The 15,572-nt window shown below is 61.9% G+C and carries 16 protein-coding genes and 1 pseudogene; 4 read left to right on the plus strand and 13 right to left on the minus strand.

Features of this window, described 5'->3' with window-relative positions; genetic code table 11:
- Positions 1–12: 12 nt before the first annotated feature.
- From tssH to H097_RS01495, 10 genes are all read right to left on the minus strand, one after another.
- Complete coding sequence (gene tssH, locus H097_RS01450; RefSeq protein WP_032856758.1) at positions 13–2,676, minus strand: type VI secretion system ATPase TssH; 2,664 nt, start codon at positions 2,674–2,676, stop codon at positions 13–15.
- A complete protein-coding gene (tssG, locus tag H097_RS01455; protein WP_032856760.1) occupies positions 2,669–3,712 on the minus strand; it encodes a type VI secretion system baseplate subunit TssG in 1,044 nt (347 codons plus the stop codon). Before tssG ends, tssH begins: the two co-directional genes overlap by 8 nt.
- Positions 3,676–5,532 carry a type VI secretion system baseplate subunit TssF gene (gene tssF, locus H097_RS01460; protein WP_032856762.1) on the minus strand — a complete coding sequence of 619 codons (1,857 nt, stop codon included), beginning with the start codon at positions 5,530–5,532 and terminating at the stop codon, positions 3,676–3,678. The genes tssG and tssF overlap by 37 nt, the downstream gene beginning before the upstream one ends.
- Complete coding sequence (gene tssE, locus H097_RS01465) at positions 5,529–6,044, minus strand: type VI secretion system baseplate subunit TssE (RefSeq protein ID WP_032856764.1); 516 nt, start codon at positions 6,042–6,044, stop codon at positions 5,529–5,531. Before tssE ends, tssF begins: the two co-directional genes overlap by 4 nt.
- Positions 6,038–6,472 carry a hypothetical protein gene (locus tag H097_RS01470; protein ID WP_032856766.1) on the minus strand — a complete coding sequence of 145 codons (435 nt, stop codon included), beginning with the start codon at positions 6,470–6,472 and terminating at the stop codon, positions 6,038–6,040. The genes tssE and H097_RS01470 overlap by 7 nt, the downstream gene beginning before the upstream one ends.
- Complete coding sequence (locus H097_RS01475) at positions 6,472–6,921, minus strand: type VI secretion system amidase effector protein Tae4 (protein WP_032856767.1); 450 nt, start codon at positions 6,919–6,921, stop codon at positions 6,472–6,474. The genes H097_RS01470 and H097_RS01475 overlap by 1 nt, the downstream gene beginning before the upstream one ends.
- Positions 6,922–6,924: 3 nt before the next feature.
- Positions 6,925–7,212: a hypothetical protein gene (locus tag H097_RS01480; RefSeq protein WP_032856770.1), complete on the minus strand. Its 288-nt coding sequence runs from the start codon at positions 7,210–7,212 to the stop codon at positions 6,925–6,927.
- Complete coding sequence (locus H097_RS01485) at positions 7,206–7,655, minus strand: hypothetical protein (protein ID WP_032856771.1); 450 nt, start codon at positions 7,653–7,655, stop codon at positions 7,206–7,208. Before H097_RS01485 ends, H097_RS01480 begins: the two co-directional genes overlap by 7 nt.
- Positions 7,652–8,110 carry a type VI secretion system amidase effector protein Tae4 gene (locus tag H097_RS01490; protein WP_032856772.1) on the minus strand — a complete coding sequence of 153 codons (459 nt, stop codon included), beginning with the start codon at positions 8,108–8,110 and terminating at the stop codon, positions 7,652–7,654. The genes H097_RS01485 and H097_RS01490 overlap by 4 nt, the downstream gene beginning before the upstream one ends.
- Positions 8,111–8,191: 81 nt before the next feature.
- Positions 8,192–8,680 carry a type VI secretion system tube protein Hcp gene (locus H097_RS01495; RefSeq protein WP_029289879.1) on the minus strand — a complete coding sequence of 163 codons (489 nt, stop codon included), beginning with the start codon at positions 8,678–8,680 and terminating at the stop codon, positions 8,192–8,194.
- Positions 8,681–8,712: 32 nt separating this feature from the next.
- Here H097_RS01495 and H097_RS28545 point away from each other — a divergent pair.
- Positions 8,713–8,832, plus strand: a pseudogene (locus tag H097_RS28545) (outer membrane lipoprotein carrier protein LolA); the annotation flags it as partial.
- A gap of 23 nt (positions 8,833–8,855) precedes the next feature.
- On the opposite strand, the gene tssC reads toward H097_RS28545, so the two are convergent.
- The 3 genes from tssC to tssA are packed head-to-tail and all read right to left on the minus strand — an operon-like array spanning position 8,856 to position 11,935.
- Positions 8,856–10,352, minus strand: a complete 1,497-nt coding sequence (tssC, locus tag H097_RS01500) for a type VI secretion system contractile sheath large subunit (RefSeq protein ID WP_032856774.1) — start codon at positions 10,350–10,352, stop codon at positions 8,856–8,858.
- 2 nt (positions 10,353–10,354) lie between these two features.
- The gene (gene tssB / locus H097_RS01505; protein WP_010207547.1) at positions 10,355–10,861 is read right to left on the minus strand and encodes a type VI secretion system contractile sheath small subunit; all 507 of its coding nucleotides are present in this window, start codon (positions 10,859–10,861) and stop codon (positions 10,355–10,357) included.
- Between the two features lie 54 nt (positions 10,862–10,915).
- Positions 10,916–11,935 carry a type VI secretion system protein TssA gene (gene tssA / locus H097_RS01510; protein WP_032856776.1) on the minus strand — a complete coding sequence of 340 codons (1,020 nt, stop codon included), beginning with the start codon at positions 11,933–11,935 and terminating at the stop codon, positions 10,916–10,918.
- A 402-nt stretch (positions 11,936–12,337) separates the two neighbouring features.
- On the opposite strand from tssA, the gene tagH reads away from it, so the two are divergent.
- From tagH to tssK, 3 genes are read left to right on the plus strand one after another with little or no spacing between them, the layout of a single operon-like run.
- Positions 12,338–13,669, plus strand: coding sequence for a type VI secretion system-associated FHA domain protein TagH (gene tagH / locus H097_RS01515; protein ID WP_032856777.1), 1,332 nt, complete (start codon positions 12,338–12,340; stop codon positions 13,667–13,669).
- Positions 13,670–13,712: 43 nt separating this feature from the next.
- The gene (gene tssJ, locus H097_RS01520; RefSeq protein WP_032856780.1) at positions 13,713–14,219 is read left to right on the plus strand and encodes a type VI secretion system lipoprotein TssJ; all 507 of its coding nucleotides are present in this window, start codon (positions 13,713–13,715) and stop codon (positions 14,217–14,219) included.
- Between the two features lie 18 nt (positions 14,220–14,237).
- Complete coding sequence (gene tssK / locus H097_RS01525) at positions 14,238–15,572, plus strand: type VI secretion system baseplate subunit TssK (RefSeq protein WP_032856782.1); 1,335 nt, start codon at positions 14,238–14,240, stop codon at positions 15,570–15,572.

The raw sequence follows: 15,572 nt of genomic DNA on the forward strand, positions 1-15,572 counted from the left end.
CATTGCGTCAGGTCAATCGGCGTCGCTGAAGTCGTAGTGCAATTCGTTTTCCCGGCTGCTGATCCGCACCCCCGCCAGCGCCTTGCCTTCAAGCATGCGCGTGAGGAACTCGCGGCTCATGTCCGGCAGCAGGCTGTTGGTCAGGATGGTGTCGATCATCCGCCCGCCGCTTTCGGTTTCGGTGCAGCGTGAGACGATCAGGTCGATCACCGCGTCGTCGTAGTCGAACGCGACTTTGTGGGTGTTTTCCACGCGCTTCTTGATGCGGTCCAGTTGCAGGCGGGTGATCGCCTTGAGCATCACGTCGCTGAGCGGGTAATACGGAATCGTCACCAGGCGCCCGAGCAGGGCCGGCGGGAAAATCTCCAGCAGCGGCTGGCGCAGGGCCTTGGCGATTGCCTCCGGGTCGGGCACGTTTGCCGGGTCTTTGCAGACGTGGGAAATCAACTCGGTGCCGGCGTTGGTGGTCAGCAGGATCAAGGTGTTCTTGAAGTCGATCACCCGGCCTTCGCCGTCCTCCATCACGCCCTTGTCGAAGACCTGGAAGAAGATCTCATGCACGTCCGGGTGGGCTTTTTCCACCTCGTCCAGCAGCACCACGCTGTAGGGTTTGCGCCGCACGGCTTCGGTCAGCACGCCGCCTTCGCCATAGCCGATATAACCCGGTGGCGCGCCCTTGAGCGTCGACACGGTGTGGGCTTCCTGGAACTCACTCATATTGATGGTGATCACGTTCTGCTCGCCGCCGTACATGGCTTCGGCTAGGGCCAGGGCGGTTTCGGTCTTGCCCACGCCCGAGGTGCCGGCCAGCATGAACACGCCAATCGGCTTGCTCGGGTTGTCGAGGCCGGCGCGGGAGGTCTGGATGCGCTTGGCGATCATCTGCAAGGCGTGGTCCTGGCCGATGATGCGTTTTTTCAGGTGCTGGTCGAGGTTGAGCACCGTCTCCAGCTCATTGCGCGCCATGCGGCCCACCGGAATGCCGGTCCAGTCGGCGACCACCGAGGCCACGGCCTGGTAATCCACGGTCGGCAAGATTAGCGGGGTTTCACCTTGCAGGGCGCTGAGGCGCTGTTGCAGGTCCACCAGTTGCGCACGCAATTGGTCGTTGCCGCTGTCGACAACGCCCGCTTTCTCGCGCAGGGTCGCGCGGGTGGCGAGCAACTCGTCGACCAGGGCTTTCTCTTCGGCCCAGCGGTTTTCCAGGGTTGCCAGGCGCTCGCGCTCGGCAGTCAGCAAGGCTTCGCTGTTGCTCTGGCGTGTGCCAATGGCGATGCCGATGGCATGCTCGCGGGCGATGATTTGCAGTTCGGTTTCCAGGGCTTCGATGCGGCGACGGCTGTCGTCCACCTCGGCCGGCACCGCGTGCAGGCTGATGGCGACGCGGGCGCAGGCGGTGTCCAGCAGGCTCACGGATTTATCTGGCAACTGGCGTGCCGGAATATAGCGGTGGGACAGCTTCACCGAAGCTTCCAGGGCTTCATCGAGGATCTGCACCTGGTGGTGCTTTTCCATGGTCGAGGCCACGCCACGCATCATCAGCAACGCCTTGTCTTCCGACGGCTCGGCCACTTGCACCACCTGGAAGCGCCGGGTCAGCGCCGGGTCTTTCTCGATGTGCTTCTTGTACTCGGCCCAGGTCGTGGCAGCTACGGTGCGCAAGGTGCCACGGGCCAGGGCCGGCTTGAGCAGGTTGGCCGCATCACCGGTGCCGGCGGCGCCACCGGCACCGACCAGGGTGTGGGCCTCGTCGATAAACAAGATGATCGGTTTTGGCGAGGCCTGGACGTCTTCGATGACTTGGCGCAGGCGCTGTTCGAATTCGCCTTTCATGCTGGCGCCGGCTTGCAGCAGGCCCACATCGAGGCTGCGCAGCTCCACGTCTTTCAACGCCGGCGGCACGTCGCCGGCGACGATGCGCAGGGCAAAACCTTCGACCACGGCGGTCTTGCCCACCCCGGCTTCACCGGTGAGGATTGGGTTGTTCTGGCGCCGACGCATCAGGATGTCCACCAGTTGGCGGATCTCTTCGTCACGCCCCACGATCGGGTCGAGCTTGCCGCTGCGTGCCTGTTCGGTCAGGTCCACGGTAAAACGCTTGAGGGCTTCCTGTTTGCCCATGGCACTCGGCGCCATGGCACCACTGGCCTCGCCCGGCACACTGCCGGCGTTGAAACCATCACTGGCGCTCAGGGCGTTTTCCGGCGAATCACCGACATATTCATCAAAGCGTTCGCTCAGGGCCTCGGCCTTGATCTTGTCGAATTCCGCAGACAAGCCCAGCAGCGCATGCCGCAGGCTTGGCGTCTTCAGGATTCCCAGCACCAGGTAGCCGGTGCGCACCTGGCTTTCGCCAAACATCAGGCTGCCGTACACCCAGCCGCGTTCCACGGCTTCTTCCACATGGGAGGACAGGTCGGTGATCGACGTTGAGCCACGGGGCAGGCGGTCCAGGGCTTCGGTAAGGTCACGGGCCAGGCGCGCCGGCTCGACGTTGAACTGGCGGATGATGCGATGCAGGTCCGAATCCTGCAGTTGCAGCAACTGGTGGAACCAATGGGCCAGCTCCACGTAGGGGTTACCGCGCAATTTGCAGAACACCGTGGCGGCTTCGATGGCCTTGTAGGCCACGCTGTTGAGTTTGCCGAACAGCGCGGCGCGACTGATTTCACCCATGCTCTGGATTCCTTGAGGTGGTGGCCTGATCGGCGTAATGCCGGGCCAGGATTAGGTCGTTGGCGTCCTGCCCGGGTTGGCCGAGCCAGGTGTTGAAACCCAACCGAAACTGCCCGTTGAGCTGCAACGGTGGCACTTGCGGTTGTTGGAGAATCAGGTTCAGGTCCCAGTCCAGTTCATGGCCCAGGTATTCGGCGACCCAGGCCACCAGCTCATTGAACGGCTGGCTGCCGGGCAGCATGCCCATGTAGTCGTCGAGCGTCAGGGGCCCGAGACGGATGCGGAATTTGTGCTGGCGATCCCACACATGGCTGCCCAGGCAGAAGTCCACGCCCAGCTGATTGGCACTGACGCTGACCCGGCTGCGCTCGGGCAGCTCCAGCCATTGGCCGACGTACTCTTCAATTTCGACCGGCAGGCCGAAATACTCGCCGAGAATCGCCTTCAAGCCGTCCGGGTAGCGGGTTTGCGCCGAGAGGTGGCCGCTGTAGTGCAGCTTTGCCGTGTCGGGGATCAGGCCCTGGCCGAGCAGGCTGGGCATGCCGCGGCCACTGAGCGCCGCGAGGCGGGCGGACCAGTAGTCATCGTCGGGCCGATCATGGCTGACGGTCGGCCGCGCCTCGGCCCAGGCCCGATAGAACAGAGTCAGCAGGCGATGGTGGAACACATCCAGGAAACGTTTGCTGGTGCTGTCGGCGCTGTTGCGCTGGCGTTCGCGCACGTACTCGGTGATGTGCAGCGGCAGCGGGCCGTTGGGGCCGCCGAGGCCGAAAAAGAACTGCTCCAGGCGCGCAGGTGTGCCGTCGCCGCCGGGATCCACCGACGCCAGGGTGGCCGGCGCGAAGGTGCAGTCAGCCCGTTGCCCGAGGCGCAGCGGATCATCGGCCAGGCGCAGGGAATGCCCCAGGCGCGGCAGGTGGGGCGATTCGCACTCGATACGGCGCAGGGCCTGGAAGAAGTCATATTCCCAGGGCTCCTGATGCATCGCATCCAGGGTACTCACAGGGTCGGACGCCGTCCGGGCTTGGCTTTCCATCGCATGATCTCGCCGCGTTCGGTGGTACGGATCACCGTCTCGGTAAAACTGTTGATCGACACGTAACGCGCCAGGAAGCGTTCCAGCACTGCGCCGAGCAGGAACACGCCGGTGCCGCGGAACGCGTTTTCATCAAATTCCAGGGTGATTTCCAGGCCCCGGCCAAACACGATCGGGCCGGGCATCGGCAGGCGCCGGGTCACCGCTTTGCTAGTGACCTCGCGCAGGCCTTCGATCTGCAATTGCAGGGCCGCGTCGTTGCTGTCGCCATACAGGCGCAGCAGCTCACGCAACGCCGCGGCACCCTGGCCCTCGCTCAGGGACAGGTAGTTGAGCGACAACTGGCTGATCAGGCGCCAGGCCTTGGCATCGTGGGCGTGGCTGGCGCGCGGCCGGCTGGGGCCGGCCACGCAGCGCACCGCCATTACCGGGGCACTATCGGCCAGGGTGAAGTCGGTCTTGCCGTTGCCCACGCTCATGAACAACGGCAGGTCGCGGTTGGTGCACAGCGCGGTCACGCCCAATTGACGCAGGTCGTGGCGGTAGGGCGCCTGCTGGCTGTCCACCAGGCTGACAAAGGTCTCGCTGCCCACGTAAGTGGAGCGCGGACCATTGCGCCGCTGGTCGCTGGACAGCACGCGCGGCTCGCGGCGCACGCTGTAGTAAGTCTGGTCGCGGCCGTAGCGCGACGGATCACGCACGGCGTAGAACGGCAAGAAGGGTTGCTCCGGCCCGGTGCCGTGGCCGGTGATGCCGCTCAGGGAGTGAATTTCAAAATCCATGGGCCGGGTGCGGTCGGCAATCACATGGTGTTCGTTGACCCGTTCGGACAAGTGAATGCGGTCTACCCGCTTGGGGAACAGGTTGATCGCCGGGGTGCAGAAGGGCACGAACTGCGCGGCGCCAACACTGCCTTCCAGGCTCGGATCGTGGCGGTCGAAGAGTACGATCAGCTCCAGTTCCTGGCCATCGCAGCGCTGTACGGCGCGGCTCAGTTCGGTGAACTCGACGAACAGGTAGCGATGGGGCAGGGCGAAGTATTCCTGCAGCAGGCGGTAACCCTGGAAGGCTCGCGATACCACCGGCATCGCCGCATCGGCGTCGTCGAACCCGCGCGAGCGCAACGCGTCCTGCGGCAGGCGTTCCACCCAGTCACTGCCGGGCTGGCGCGCAAACACCGCGCAGACATTGCCCAGCAATTGCTCGTAGAGGCGGAACGGCTGCTCATCGGCGCCGCTCAGGTACAGCGGCAGATTGTCCAGGGCCAGGCTGTTGAAGGGCAGCTCGGCGCCGGTGCGCAGGGTCAGGCGCAGCCCGGCCTTGGCCTTGGGCTCGCTGGCGGCCAGGCGCCCGAGTACGGCGGACGGGTTGCCGAAGTAATCGGCCTGGCTGACCTGCAACGGCCACAGCATCACCGGGTGGGCGGTGCGGTACTCGCAGCAGGTCTGGGTTTCGCGGCCAAGGGCTGCGCGCAGCACGGTGTCGCGGGGCAGTGGAAAACCGCTGGCCAGCGAACCTTCATCGGGGTCGGCCTGCAACTGCACCACGGTCATCGACGGGGTCGGCGCCAGGTAGTGCGGGTAGGCGATTTCCAGCAGGTTATGGGTGAAGGTCGGGTACTCGGCATCGAGTTTGAGTTGCACCCGGGCGGTGAGATACGCGAAGCCTTCGAGCAGGCGCTCGACGTACGGGTCGGCGCAGTCCATGCCGGACAGGGTCAGCCGACTGGCGATCTTCGGGTATTCCTTGGCGAACTCCGCGGCGCTCTCGCGCACGTGGTGCAGCTCCTGGTTATACAGCTCCAGCAGGCGCGGGTTCATGGGCGCCTCCGCTGGTCGGCGTTGACCACGCGCACGTGGCCAGACTCCAGGTCCAGGTCGGTCTGCAGCAGCAGGCGCAAGGGCACGGGCTGGGCCCACAGGTCGCCTTCGATCTCGAAACTCAAGGCGTTGTGGTTCATCTCGCCATGGGCCACACGCGCCTTGACCCGCAGGGTGTGGCGCAGGATGCGCGGCTCAAAGGTGGCAATCGCCTGGTAGATCAAGGCCTCCAGGGCATTGATATCGACGCTCGACGCACTGTTGCCCGCCAGCGCCGGCAGGCCGTAATTGACCACGGATGTACCGGCCGGGGTGTGCAGCGTGGCATCGGCATTGAGCAGCGACGTGGTATTGAGCAGCCACGCCAGGTCCCGCAGCACCGAGGCTTTGAGCTGGGTCAGGGACAGCACGCGCTTGTCCGCGCTTTCCTTGGGATTGCTCGGCTCGTCGTCGGTCAACCGGTCCAGCAGGGACGGTTGCAGACGGTCGCGGGTGGCGATTTCGGTTACCACGTGAAGGGCGCTACATACATTTTTTGGTCGCCACCCGAGCCGCAGGCCGCAAAGGTGCTAACTGCCCCCGCCTCAAAAATCCCTTGATACTGGCGAACAGCTTGCATCTTGCTGAGGCAGTCATGGCTGGGCGCGGGCATATGCTCGCTACGCCAAACTGCAAAAATCGGGGTGTTGTTGAACGTCTCTACGCGTAGCTTCTGCTGTGCATCCAGGCTGAAGCTGCAAGGCCACTCCATGTCTAACTGCATGCGAGTCTGGTCGGGCTTGACCAGCGTGCAGTGACCTTGATCATCTACCAGGCTCAGGGGCTGGTCGACAAACATCGCTTGTGTGGCAGCGGTTGGTGTTGGTACGTCTTCCGCCGCGCACGCACTCAGGCTTACAAGGCTCGCGGCCAGGGCCGCAAAAACAAAAGGCCTACGCATTACAAAAGCTCCCAGAACCAGATTTCCTTGGCACTTGAGGACAGGTCACCGCTCTTGGTCAGGCCACGGTTCCACAGGTCGATATGGTCGCCAGTGGGCTGGCCAGCCCGATCAGTATTGGTCTGGTAGCAGTCCTTGAAGAAAATGATGCCGGTCTTGCCCCGCAACGTGGCGCGGTCGGCCACGCTGTTGGTATAGGTTTTTGGTGGGCTGAGCTGGCGCTTTTTCGACAGCCAGTGCGCCAGCGACTCTGCACCTCGGGCGTGTCCATGCGCACAGAGTGGGCCGAGGTTATAGGTCGACGAGTTGACCGGTAGCGTGCGTTCGCCACACAGCGCAATGCTCACGCGAATGGCGCACTGGTTCGCCCAGGGACCGCTGCAGGCGGGGTCGGTATGGGTGTAGCGCGGATAGCTGTTCCACAAATTGATAAACGAAGGTTTGGCCATGACTCAGATACCGAAAAGGAGAAGGTCGAAATTCGAGCAAGCACCAAAAAAACTGGCGCGCGGCGCCATGGGGCTTCGTATCAATGCTGGGTGTTGGAACGGATATTCCAGCCGTGGCGGCATCCACAGGTCGCCCTCGATCTCGAACCTCAAGGTGCTGTGATTCATCTCGCCCTGGGCCACGCGCACCTTGGCCCGCCGAGTGTGGCGCAGGATGCTCGGCTCGTCGTCGGTCAACCGGTCCAAAAGGGACGGTTGCAGGCGGTCGCGGGTGGCGATTTCGGTTACCAAATGAATAGGCCCGTATAATTTTTCTGATCACCTGTGCCAACCATGCAACTACCGCCACGAGCGATTATTGAGGGTTCGAGTTGGCCATTGATCTGGCGTATGGCGCGGTACTCAGAGCGACACCTGTCACTGTTCTCAGGGTCTGCCGCCGTATGAATAACGATCACAATGGGAACCTTACCGAAGGTCTCGACATGCGATTTGCCTTGTTGGTCAACCGTAAATTGGCAGGGCCACGGCATGTCGAGTGGCAATATGCTTTGGTCTGGTTTGCGTAATACGCAGCGCTGTTGGTCGTTTTCCAGGGTCAGTAGTTGCCCATTTATTGAGACGATCTGGGCCGCGGCAACGGATGGCGTCGCTATTTGATCTTGAGGCTCGGCACACGCAGAAAGGCTTGATAACAAGCAGCCAATAAACGCGAAATGATGGACTCTGATCATACGAGCTCCCAGAACCAGATGGCTCTTGATCGGTAGGCGGGATCGTCATACCGGCTAGCGGTAATGCCACGGTTCCAAAGATCGATATGGTCACCGGTACGGCTATCGGGAGACTCTCCCAGTTGTTGGAAACAATCCTTGAAGAAAACCAGGCCTTTTTTATCCATCAACTTGCGGCGCTCTTCTGAGCTGCCTCCAAGAATAGTTGGGCGCCCCAAGTGATGCTTCCACAACCAATTTGCCAGGGACTCAGCACCTCGCGCATGCCCATGGGAACATTTGGGCTCGGTATAGGTGGATTTGTTGACCTTGATAGTCAGTTCTGCGTTGAGGGTAATACTCATGCGGATGGCGCATTGATTGTCCCAAGGGCCATCACAGGGTTTTGCGTTTGGGTGCGTAACCAAAAGATCGGAATACGCCTTCCACAAATTGATAAACGAAGGTTTGGCCATGACTCAGATACCGAAAAGAGGAAGGTCGAAATTCGAGCAAGCACCAAAAAACCCCGGCGCGTGGCGCCAGGGGTCTTCGTATCAACGCTTGGTGTTGGAACGGATATTCCAGCCGAACTTGATCGGGCCGCCGTCCTTGGTGCCGTCGGCTTTCTGCGGCTGGTAGTCGACCATCACCTGGGCAAAGTTCAGGGTGACGTTTTCGGTCAGGCGATCATCGCTGCCCGAACCGCCGGTGCTCAGGGAGGTGATCAGCACTTCTTCAAGGTTGATGATCATGTACTCGACCTGGCTCTCGCCGCCGGCCTTGCGCACGGTCAGCTTGACCTTGTCGATGTGCTTGCCGCTGGCGCAATGCATCATCAGGTTGGGCGAAGCCTTGTCGACGTACTTGGTCAGCGACAGGTCCTGGATGTTCACCTTGCCCGCGCCGCCGCCGCTGCCAACGTGCATGTTGCCGGACTGGGCCATGCCCCAGCTCCAGTTCAGCACGTCGATTTCGTCCTTGTGGGCCTTGTCCATGGACTCGCCCTTGATGTCGCCGATCTTGATGAAAATATCAACAGCCATGTTTTCTCCCTGTGTGGTCTGAGCCACGATATTTGTTTACGCCGCCGACCCCTGTAGGAGCGAGCTTGCTCGCGAAGGTCGTCAACGGTGACGCGGGCATCCTGAATGAACGCAGCGCCTTCAAGTTTTTCGCGAGCAAGCTCGCTCCTACAGGGAGCGAGCCAGTCCCGATTTTTTACGCGCTTTTTGCCGAAGGCAGTTTCGATACCAGGCGCAGTGACACGGTCAGCCCTTCGAGCTGGTAGTGCGGACGCAGGTAGAACTTGGAGTTGTAGTACCCCGGGTTGCCTTCGACGTCTTCCACGATCACCTCGGCGGCAGCCAATGGGTGCTGGGCCTTGGTGGTTTCGGTGGAGTGCGCAGGATCCCCGTCGACGTAGTTGAGGATCCAGTCCTGCAACCAGCGCTGCATCTCGTCCTTCTCTTTGAAGGAACCGATCTTGTCGCGCACGATGCACTTCAAGTAGTGGGCGAAACGGCAGGTGGCGAACAGGTACGGCAGGCGCGCGGCCAGGTTGGCGTTGGCGGTGGCGTCCGGGTCGTCGTATTCGGCCGGTTTCTGCAACGACTGGGCGCCGATGAACGCGGCGAAGTCGGTGTTTTTCTTGTGCAGCAGCGGCATGAAACCGTTCTTCGCCAGCTCCGCTTCACGGCGGTCGCTGATGGCGATTTCGGTCGGGCACTTCATGTCCACGCCACCGTCATCGGTCGGGAACGTATGGGCTGGCAGGTTTTCCACCTCGCCGCCAGACTCCACGCCACGAATGCGCGAGCACCAGCCGAAGTGTTTGAACGAACGGTTGATGTTCACCGCCATCGCGTACGCGGCGTTGGCCCAGGTGTACTTGGAGCTGTCGGCGCCGTCGGTGTTTTCTTCGAAGGCGAAGGCTTCCACCGGATCGGTCTTGGCGCCATACGGCAGACGTGCCAGGAAGCGCGGCATGGTCAGGCCGATGTAGCGCGAGTCTTCCGACTCACGCAGCGAGCGCCAGCCGGCGTATTCCGGGGTGGTGAAGATCTTGGTCAGGTCGCGCGGGTTCGACAGTTCCTGCCACGAGCCCATGCCCATCACGGTCGGCGAAGCGGCGGCAATGAATGGCGAGTGCATGGCGGCGCAGACCTTCGACAGCTCGCCCAGCAGCTCCACATCCGGAGGCGACTGGTCGAAGTAGTAATCGCCCACCAGGCAACCGTAAGGTTCACCACCGAACTGGCCGTACTCTTCCTCGTACATCTTCTTGAAGATCGGGCTTTGGTCCCACGCGGTGCCCTTGAATTTTTTCAAGGTCTTGTGCAGGTCATTTTTCGAGATGTTGAGCACGCGAATCTTCAGCTGCTCATCGCTCTCGGTGTTGTTGACCAGGTAGTGCAGGCCGCGCCAGGCGCTTTCCAACTGCTGGAAATCCGGGTGGTGGATGACCTGGTTGACCTGGGCGGTGAGCTTGGCGTCGATGGCGGCGATGATCGATTCGATCGACTTGATCGCGTCGTTGGACACCAGGTCCGTCTGCGCCAGGGCCTGCTCGGCCAGGGTGCGCACGGCGGTCTCGACGGCTTCGCGGGCACGCTCGGTCTTGGGCTTGAATTCTTGCAGCAGCAGGTTTGCAAACTCGCTGGCTTCTTGGGTGGCACCCAGGTTCTGAGCGCCTTCGCGGGCGGTATTGTCGGTCATGATTACTGGTCCCCAGCAGGTTTCGGCGCGCTCGCAAGGGCCTGCAGCAATGCCGGGTCCTTGATTGCCTTCATGATGATTTCTTCAGCGCCGGTCTTGCCGTCCATGTAGGTCAGCAGGTTCGCCAGCTGGGTGCGGGCTTCGAGCAACTGGTTCAGCGAGTCGACCTTGCGTGCCACGGCTGCCGGGCTGAAGTCGTCCATGCTTTCGAAGGTGATATCCAGGCTCAGGTTGCCTTCGCCTGTCAGCTCGTTGGGTACGTGGAAGGCCACGCGCGGCTGCATGGCCTTGAGGCGCGAGTCGAAGTTGTCGACGTCCACTTCAAGGAACTTGCGATCAGCCACCGGCGCCAGAGGCTCGGCAGGTTTGCCGGCGAGGTCGGCCATCACACCCATCACGAAGGGCAGTTGGACCTTTTTCTCGGCGCCGTAAAGCTCGACGTCGTACTCGATCTGCACCCGAGGCGCGCGGTTGCGCGCGATGAATTTCTGAGAACTTTGCTTCGCCACGTTGCTGCTCCTGGTCGCTTGAGCGACGGTGTTGTTACTGCAAAGCCTGGCGACTTACTCGCCGTCCGGGCCGCGCAGGTTTTCAAATTGGGACATGCCATCGGGAATCAGATTGCGCACGATGGCTGCAAAATCGGCGTGCACCAGGTTTTTTGCCCGGCTCAACAGCACCGGCAGCGGGCTCGAAGGCTCGTGCCGGGTGTAGTACGCAAGGATTCGGTCGAGGTCGCGCAGCACTTCTTCGCGGCTGGCGATCTCGCCCGTGTTGCGGGGTACGGCAGGGGCGCCAGCGTGTTCGACCGAGGCGTGGCTGTCGTCACTGACAACCTCGGGTTCACGGCTGTCGCCGCTCTGCGCAGCGAACTGGCTGAAAATCTGCAGGGCCTGCTTGAGCGGATGCTTCAGCGCGCCGAGGTCCACGCCCTGGGCGGAACCGACTTGCTCGCTGACGTATTGCTCAATGGTTTCACAGGCCGCACGGGCCTCGACGAGGGCGGCGTGGGTGGCTTGCAGCTGTTCTGGATCGCTGTCGAGGAAGGCTGCGGCCAGTTGTTCAGTACCGAGATTTTCCCCGGGAAAGCTTTGCAGGCCGCTGGCATTCAGGGCGCCACGCAGGCTCACGGGGCCGAAGGCGCGCGAGCGTGCGAGGACGCTTTCGCGCAGCAGGCGGATGTTCGTGTCGCAGGTCAATCCGGTGAGGGCGTTGATGCGTACGGTGGGGTCGTTGTCATCATCGGCATCCAGGCGCGGATGCAGGTCGGCCCAGTATTGCTGGAGCAGTTCGCTGATCAGGGTCAGGGCACTGGCCAACCCACCAACGCCTTGCAGGGCGAGGGAACTTTGCAGCAGGAAATGGCTGATGCGCAGGTCTTTGCTGCGTTGCAGCAGGTCCAGGCTTTGTTGCTGGATGCTGCGCCACTCGGGCGGTTCGGCGGGCAAAATAGCGTCGCCCATGCTGCGCTCGGGTTGACCCTGGGCAGCACGTTCCAAGTGCAGGAAATCCGCGTCATATTCCAAGTCTTCGCCACACGGCGAAGTCGCGGAAACAGCGGTGAGCAGCAACGGCACATCCACTAAATTCGATCTCCATATCGGCCCTTTAGTCTCGGGCGGTTCATGCGTTAGTTGCGCAGCTAGTTGCGCATTTCATCGGCATGTTTTCTTGGTTCAGCTGGCGCATTGATTTCAATGTGCCACTACTTATCTTCAAGAAGTTGTGCATTTTTGGTGTAGTAGTTAGGCGTTGTCAAGGTAAGCTATTCGTCCCGTGTGACAGATGTGCGGTGCTTAACAACCTGTGCGACCCATGAGTCAAAGCAGGCACCGCTGGAAGATTTTTGTCACAAGAGCCGGTTAAGATCAGCGATCATGCTGGTAAAAGTGGCTTTTCAAGGTTGTTTAAAGGATTTTGCGGGTGACGCTTGGGAAGGGTTTTCCCTTGGGTCGGCCGTGCGCGAGGTTCAGCAAGGAGGCAAGATGTCGCTGTGTTTGACTATCACTAGTTATCACAAGATCACCCCAGGTCAATGTCCGGAAAAGTCCATGGATAGTGGAGTGATGGCAATTGGCCGCTCTAACGAAAATGACTGGATATTGCCTGATCCAGAACGTTTGGTCTCCGCGCAACATTGCGTAATTCAATACAAGGATGGCCGTTACTATCTAACCGATAACAGCACTAATGGTGTGGAATTGGTTAACGCCGGCATTCGCCTGCGCCGGGGAAACAGTGAGCCACTACAGGATGGCGAGTTGATCCGTATTGGTGATTACGAGATCCAGGCCCGTATCGACTCTGGCGTGAAAGTGACAGACAGCTCTCCGTTTGCCGGCGGGGACTCCAACAGTTTCGAAGCCCTGATGGGGCGCCAGGGTGCCGTCGTGAATGCGCCACTGCCCACTCCGGTAATCGCGCCGCAGTTCCAGGGCGCGTCGGCGATGGACACCCTGCCGGACCTGTTCGACTTTCTCACCCCAACCGCTGTTCCACCGCCGACCCAGCCCGATCATGTGCCGGCCGAGCAGCATGACTTTCGCCCGCCGACACCCGTGGCCGAGCCGCCCGCACCGGTGATGTCGGGCTCGGTGATTCCAGAAGACTGGGACCTGCTTGGTGAAGCGCCGGCGCCGGTGATCAGCCCGCCGACACCTGTTGTCGTGCCTGAGCCACCCAGTGCACTGCCTGTGGTTGAGCCGCCGCTCGCCGTGGCAGATGCCGCCCAACCCGATTTGCTGCAAGCCTTCCTGCGCGGTGCCGGCCTGGATCAACTGCGCCTGGACAAGGCCCAGGCCGAGGCACAGATGGAAAGCATCGGCCGCAGCTACCGGCTGATGGTTGAAGGCTTGATCGACGTATTGCGTGCACGCAGCAGCCTCAAGGGCGAGTTCCGCATGCAGCAGACGACGATCCAGCCGGTGGAAAACAATCCGTTGAAATTCGCCCCCAATGCCGACGAAGCGTTACTGCTGCTGCTTCGCCACGGCAACCAGGCGTTTATGGCGCCGGATCTGGCTGTGCGCGACAGTTTCGACGATCTGCGTGCCCATCAACTGGCGGTGATGGCCGGCGTCGAGGCGGCTATCAAACACCTGCTGACGCGTTTTGAACCTGCGCAGTTGGAAGAGCGCATGGGCAAGCCCGGCGGGTTGTCGAGCCTGTTCAACGGTTCGCGCCAGGCCCAGTACTGGCAACAGTTCACCGAGCTCTACAACAGTATTTCCCGCGAGGCCCAGGAGGATTTCCAGGACCTGTTCGGCCGTGAGTTCAGCCGGGCCTATGAAGCACACAGCGCACGACAGCGGCGCTGAAACTGGAACAACGGACAGCCACATACGTCATTGAGGACGCAGGATGATTTCCAGGTTTTTACTCGCTACCGCCAGCCTGTTGCTGCTGACGGCTTGTGCCAAGGATACCGCGCCACCCCAGGCGCCAGAGACACCCATCGACTCTACCCGCGTCGAGTTGCACTTCCATGCCATCAGCGGCCTCAACCCTGGCACCACGGGCCAGCCAGCACCGGTGCGGGTGCGGATTTTCGAGCTGAAAAACGCCGCGACCTTCAGCCGTGCCGATTACTTCGCCCTGGCGGATCGCGCCCAGCCGACCCTCGGCCTGGACCTGCTGGACCAGGATGAAGTAGTGATCCAGCCCGGCCAGCAAGTGAGCATCCAGCGCGATCTCGACCCGGCCACCCGGCAGATCGGCCTGCTGGTGGGCTATCGCGAATTGGACCGCGCGCAATGGCGCACGGTCCTCAGCGTGCCGCCACGCCAGGCCAGCGAATACCAGATCAGCCTTGATGTGCGCTCCGTACGTGCGCACCTCAGTGTTGCCCCATCCAGCCCTGCCCAATAAGAAGCAATCGGAGCCCCCATGTCCTGGAACAATCGCGTGGTCTGGTCGGAAGGCATGTTCATCGGAACGCAGCACTTCCAGCAGCATGACCGTTACCTGGAAAACCTGATCGATGCCCGCAGTCGCCCACTGTCGGCCGGTGCCTGGGGGGTTTCCGAGTTGCTGATCGACCAGGGCCTGCTGGCCCAGGGCAAGCTGGCCATTGTCTCGGCGCGGGGCCTGTTGCCCGATGGCACGCCGTTCAACATTCCCCAGGACGACCTGGCACCAAGCCCGCTGAATATCGATGACAACCTGCGTGATGGCCTGGTGTACCTGGCCTTGCCCCTCAAGCGCGCTGGTGCCCGCGACACCGTAGATGAAGGCGAGGCCCTGGGCGCCGCGCGTTACCTGAGCCAGGTGCGCGAGGTGCGCGATGACAACGCACCTTTCGAAAATCGCGCCCCGGTGGCCGTTGGCTCGCGCGCCTTGCGCTTGCTGACCGCCGCCGATGGCATCAGTGACTACGCCGCCATCGGCCTGGTCCGCATCAAGGAAAAACGCGCCGACCGTGCCCTGGTGTTGGATGACAGTTACATCCCGCCGGTACTGGACGTGGCCGCGAGCAAGCCGCTGACGGCGTTTCGCAGCGAATTGCTGGGCCTGTTGCACCAGCGGGGTGAAGCCCTGGCCGGACGCGTGGTGGCTTCGGGTGCCGGTGGTGCTTCGGAGATTGCCGATTTCATGCTGCTGCAACTGGTCAACCGCGCCCAGCCGCTGATCCAGCATCTGAGCCAGTTGAGCCCGCTGCACCCGGAGCGTTTCTTCAGTGAACTGGTGAGCCTGGCTGGCGAATTCTCGACCTTTTCCACCTCTGGCCGCCGCCCGCAGGAGTACCCGCGTTACCAGCATGACGACCTGGCGCTGAGCTTCGCTCCGGTGATGCAGGCCTTGCGCGAAGCGCTGTCGATGCTGATCGACAGCAAGGCCACACCGATCCCGATTGTCGAGAAAGCCTACGGCGTGCACGTGGCGATGCTGGCGGATAAAACCCTGATCGACAGCGCCAGTTTCATCCTCGTGGTACGTGCCGATGTACCGGGCGAAACCCTGCGCGCGCGCTTCGGCCAGCAGAGCAAGGTTGGTTCGGTGGAACACATCCGTGACCTGGTCAACCTGCAACTGCCAGGCATCGGCCTGCTGCCGCTGCCGGTGGCGCCACGGCAGATCCCGTACCACGCGGGCTCCACCTACTACGAACTGGATCGCGGCAGCGAGCACTGGCAGCAACTGATCCACTCCGGCGGTTTTGCCTTCCACATTGCCGGGCAATTCCCGGGCTTGAACCTGGCCTTCTGGGCGATCCGAGGATAA

This window comes from Pseudomonas sp. FH4 (assembly GCF_000510915.2).
GTDB classification, from domain to species: domain Bacteria; phylum Pseudomonadota; class Gammaproteobacteria; order Pseudomonadales; family Pseudomonadaceae; genus Aquipseudomonas; species Aquipseudomonas brenneri.

Excerpts from the sequence above, each read along its gene's own strand:
- H097_RS01470 (WP_032856766.1), bottom strand. The coding sequence starts at position 6,472 with ATGCGTAGGCCTTTTGTTTTTGCGGCCCTGGCCGCGAGCCTTGTAAGC.
- H097_RS01485 (WP_032856771.1), bottom strand. The coding sequence starts at position 7,655 with ATGATCAGAGTCCATCATTTCGCGTTTATTGGCTGCTTGTTATCAAGC.
- tssH (WP_032856758.1), bottom strand. The coding sequence starts at position 2,676 with ATGGGTGAAATCAGTCGCGCCGCGCTGTTCGGCAAACTCAACAGCGTG.
- H097_RS01495 (WP_029289879.1), bottom strand. The coding sequence starts at position 8,680 with ATGGCTGTTGATATTTTCATCAAGATCGGCGACATCAAGGGCGAGTCC.
- tssJ (WP_032856780.1), top strand. The coding sequence starts at position 13,713 with ATGATTTCCAGGTTTTTACTCGCTACCGCCAGCCTGTTGCTGCTGACG.
- tssC (WP_032856774.1), bottom strand. The coding sequence starts at position 10,352 with ATGACCGACAATACCGCCCGCGAAGGCGCTCAGAACCTGGGTGCCACC.
- tagH (WP_032856777.1), top strand. The coding sequence starts at position 12,338 with ATGTCGCTGTGTTTGACTATCACTAGTTATCACAAGATCACCCCAGGT.
- H097_RS01475 (WP_032856767.1), bottom strand. The coding sequence starts at position 6,921 with ATGGCCAAACCTTCGTTTATCAATTTGTGGAACAGCTATCCGCGCTAC.
- H097_RS01490 (WP_032856772.1), bottom strand. The coding sequence starts at position 8,110 with ATGGCCAAACCTTCGTTTATCAATTTGTGGAAGGCGTATTCCGATCTT.
- tssF (WP_032856762.1), bottom strand. The coding sequence starts at position 5,532 with ATGAACCCGCGCCTGCTGGAGCTGTATAACCAGGAGCTGCACCACGTG.
- tssK (WP_032856782.1), top strand. The coding sequence starts at position 14,238 with ATGTCCTGGAACAATCGCGTGGTCTGGTCGGAAGGCATGTTCATCGGA.
- tssG (WP_032856760.1), bottom strand. The coding sequence starts at position 3,712 with ATGGAAAGCCAAGCCCGGACGGCGTCCGACCCTGTGAGTACCCTGGAT.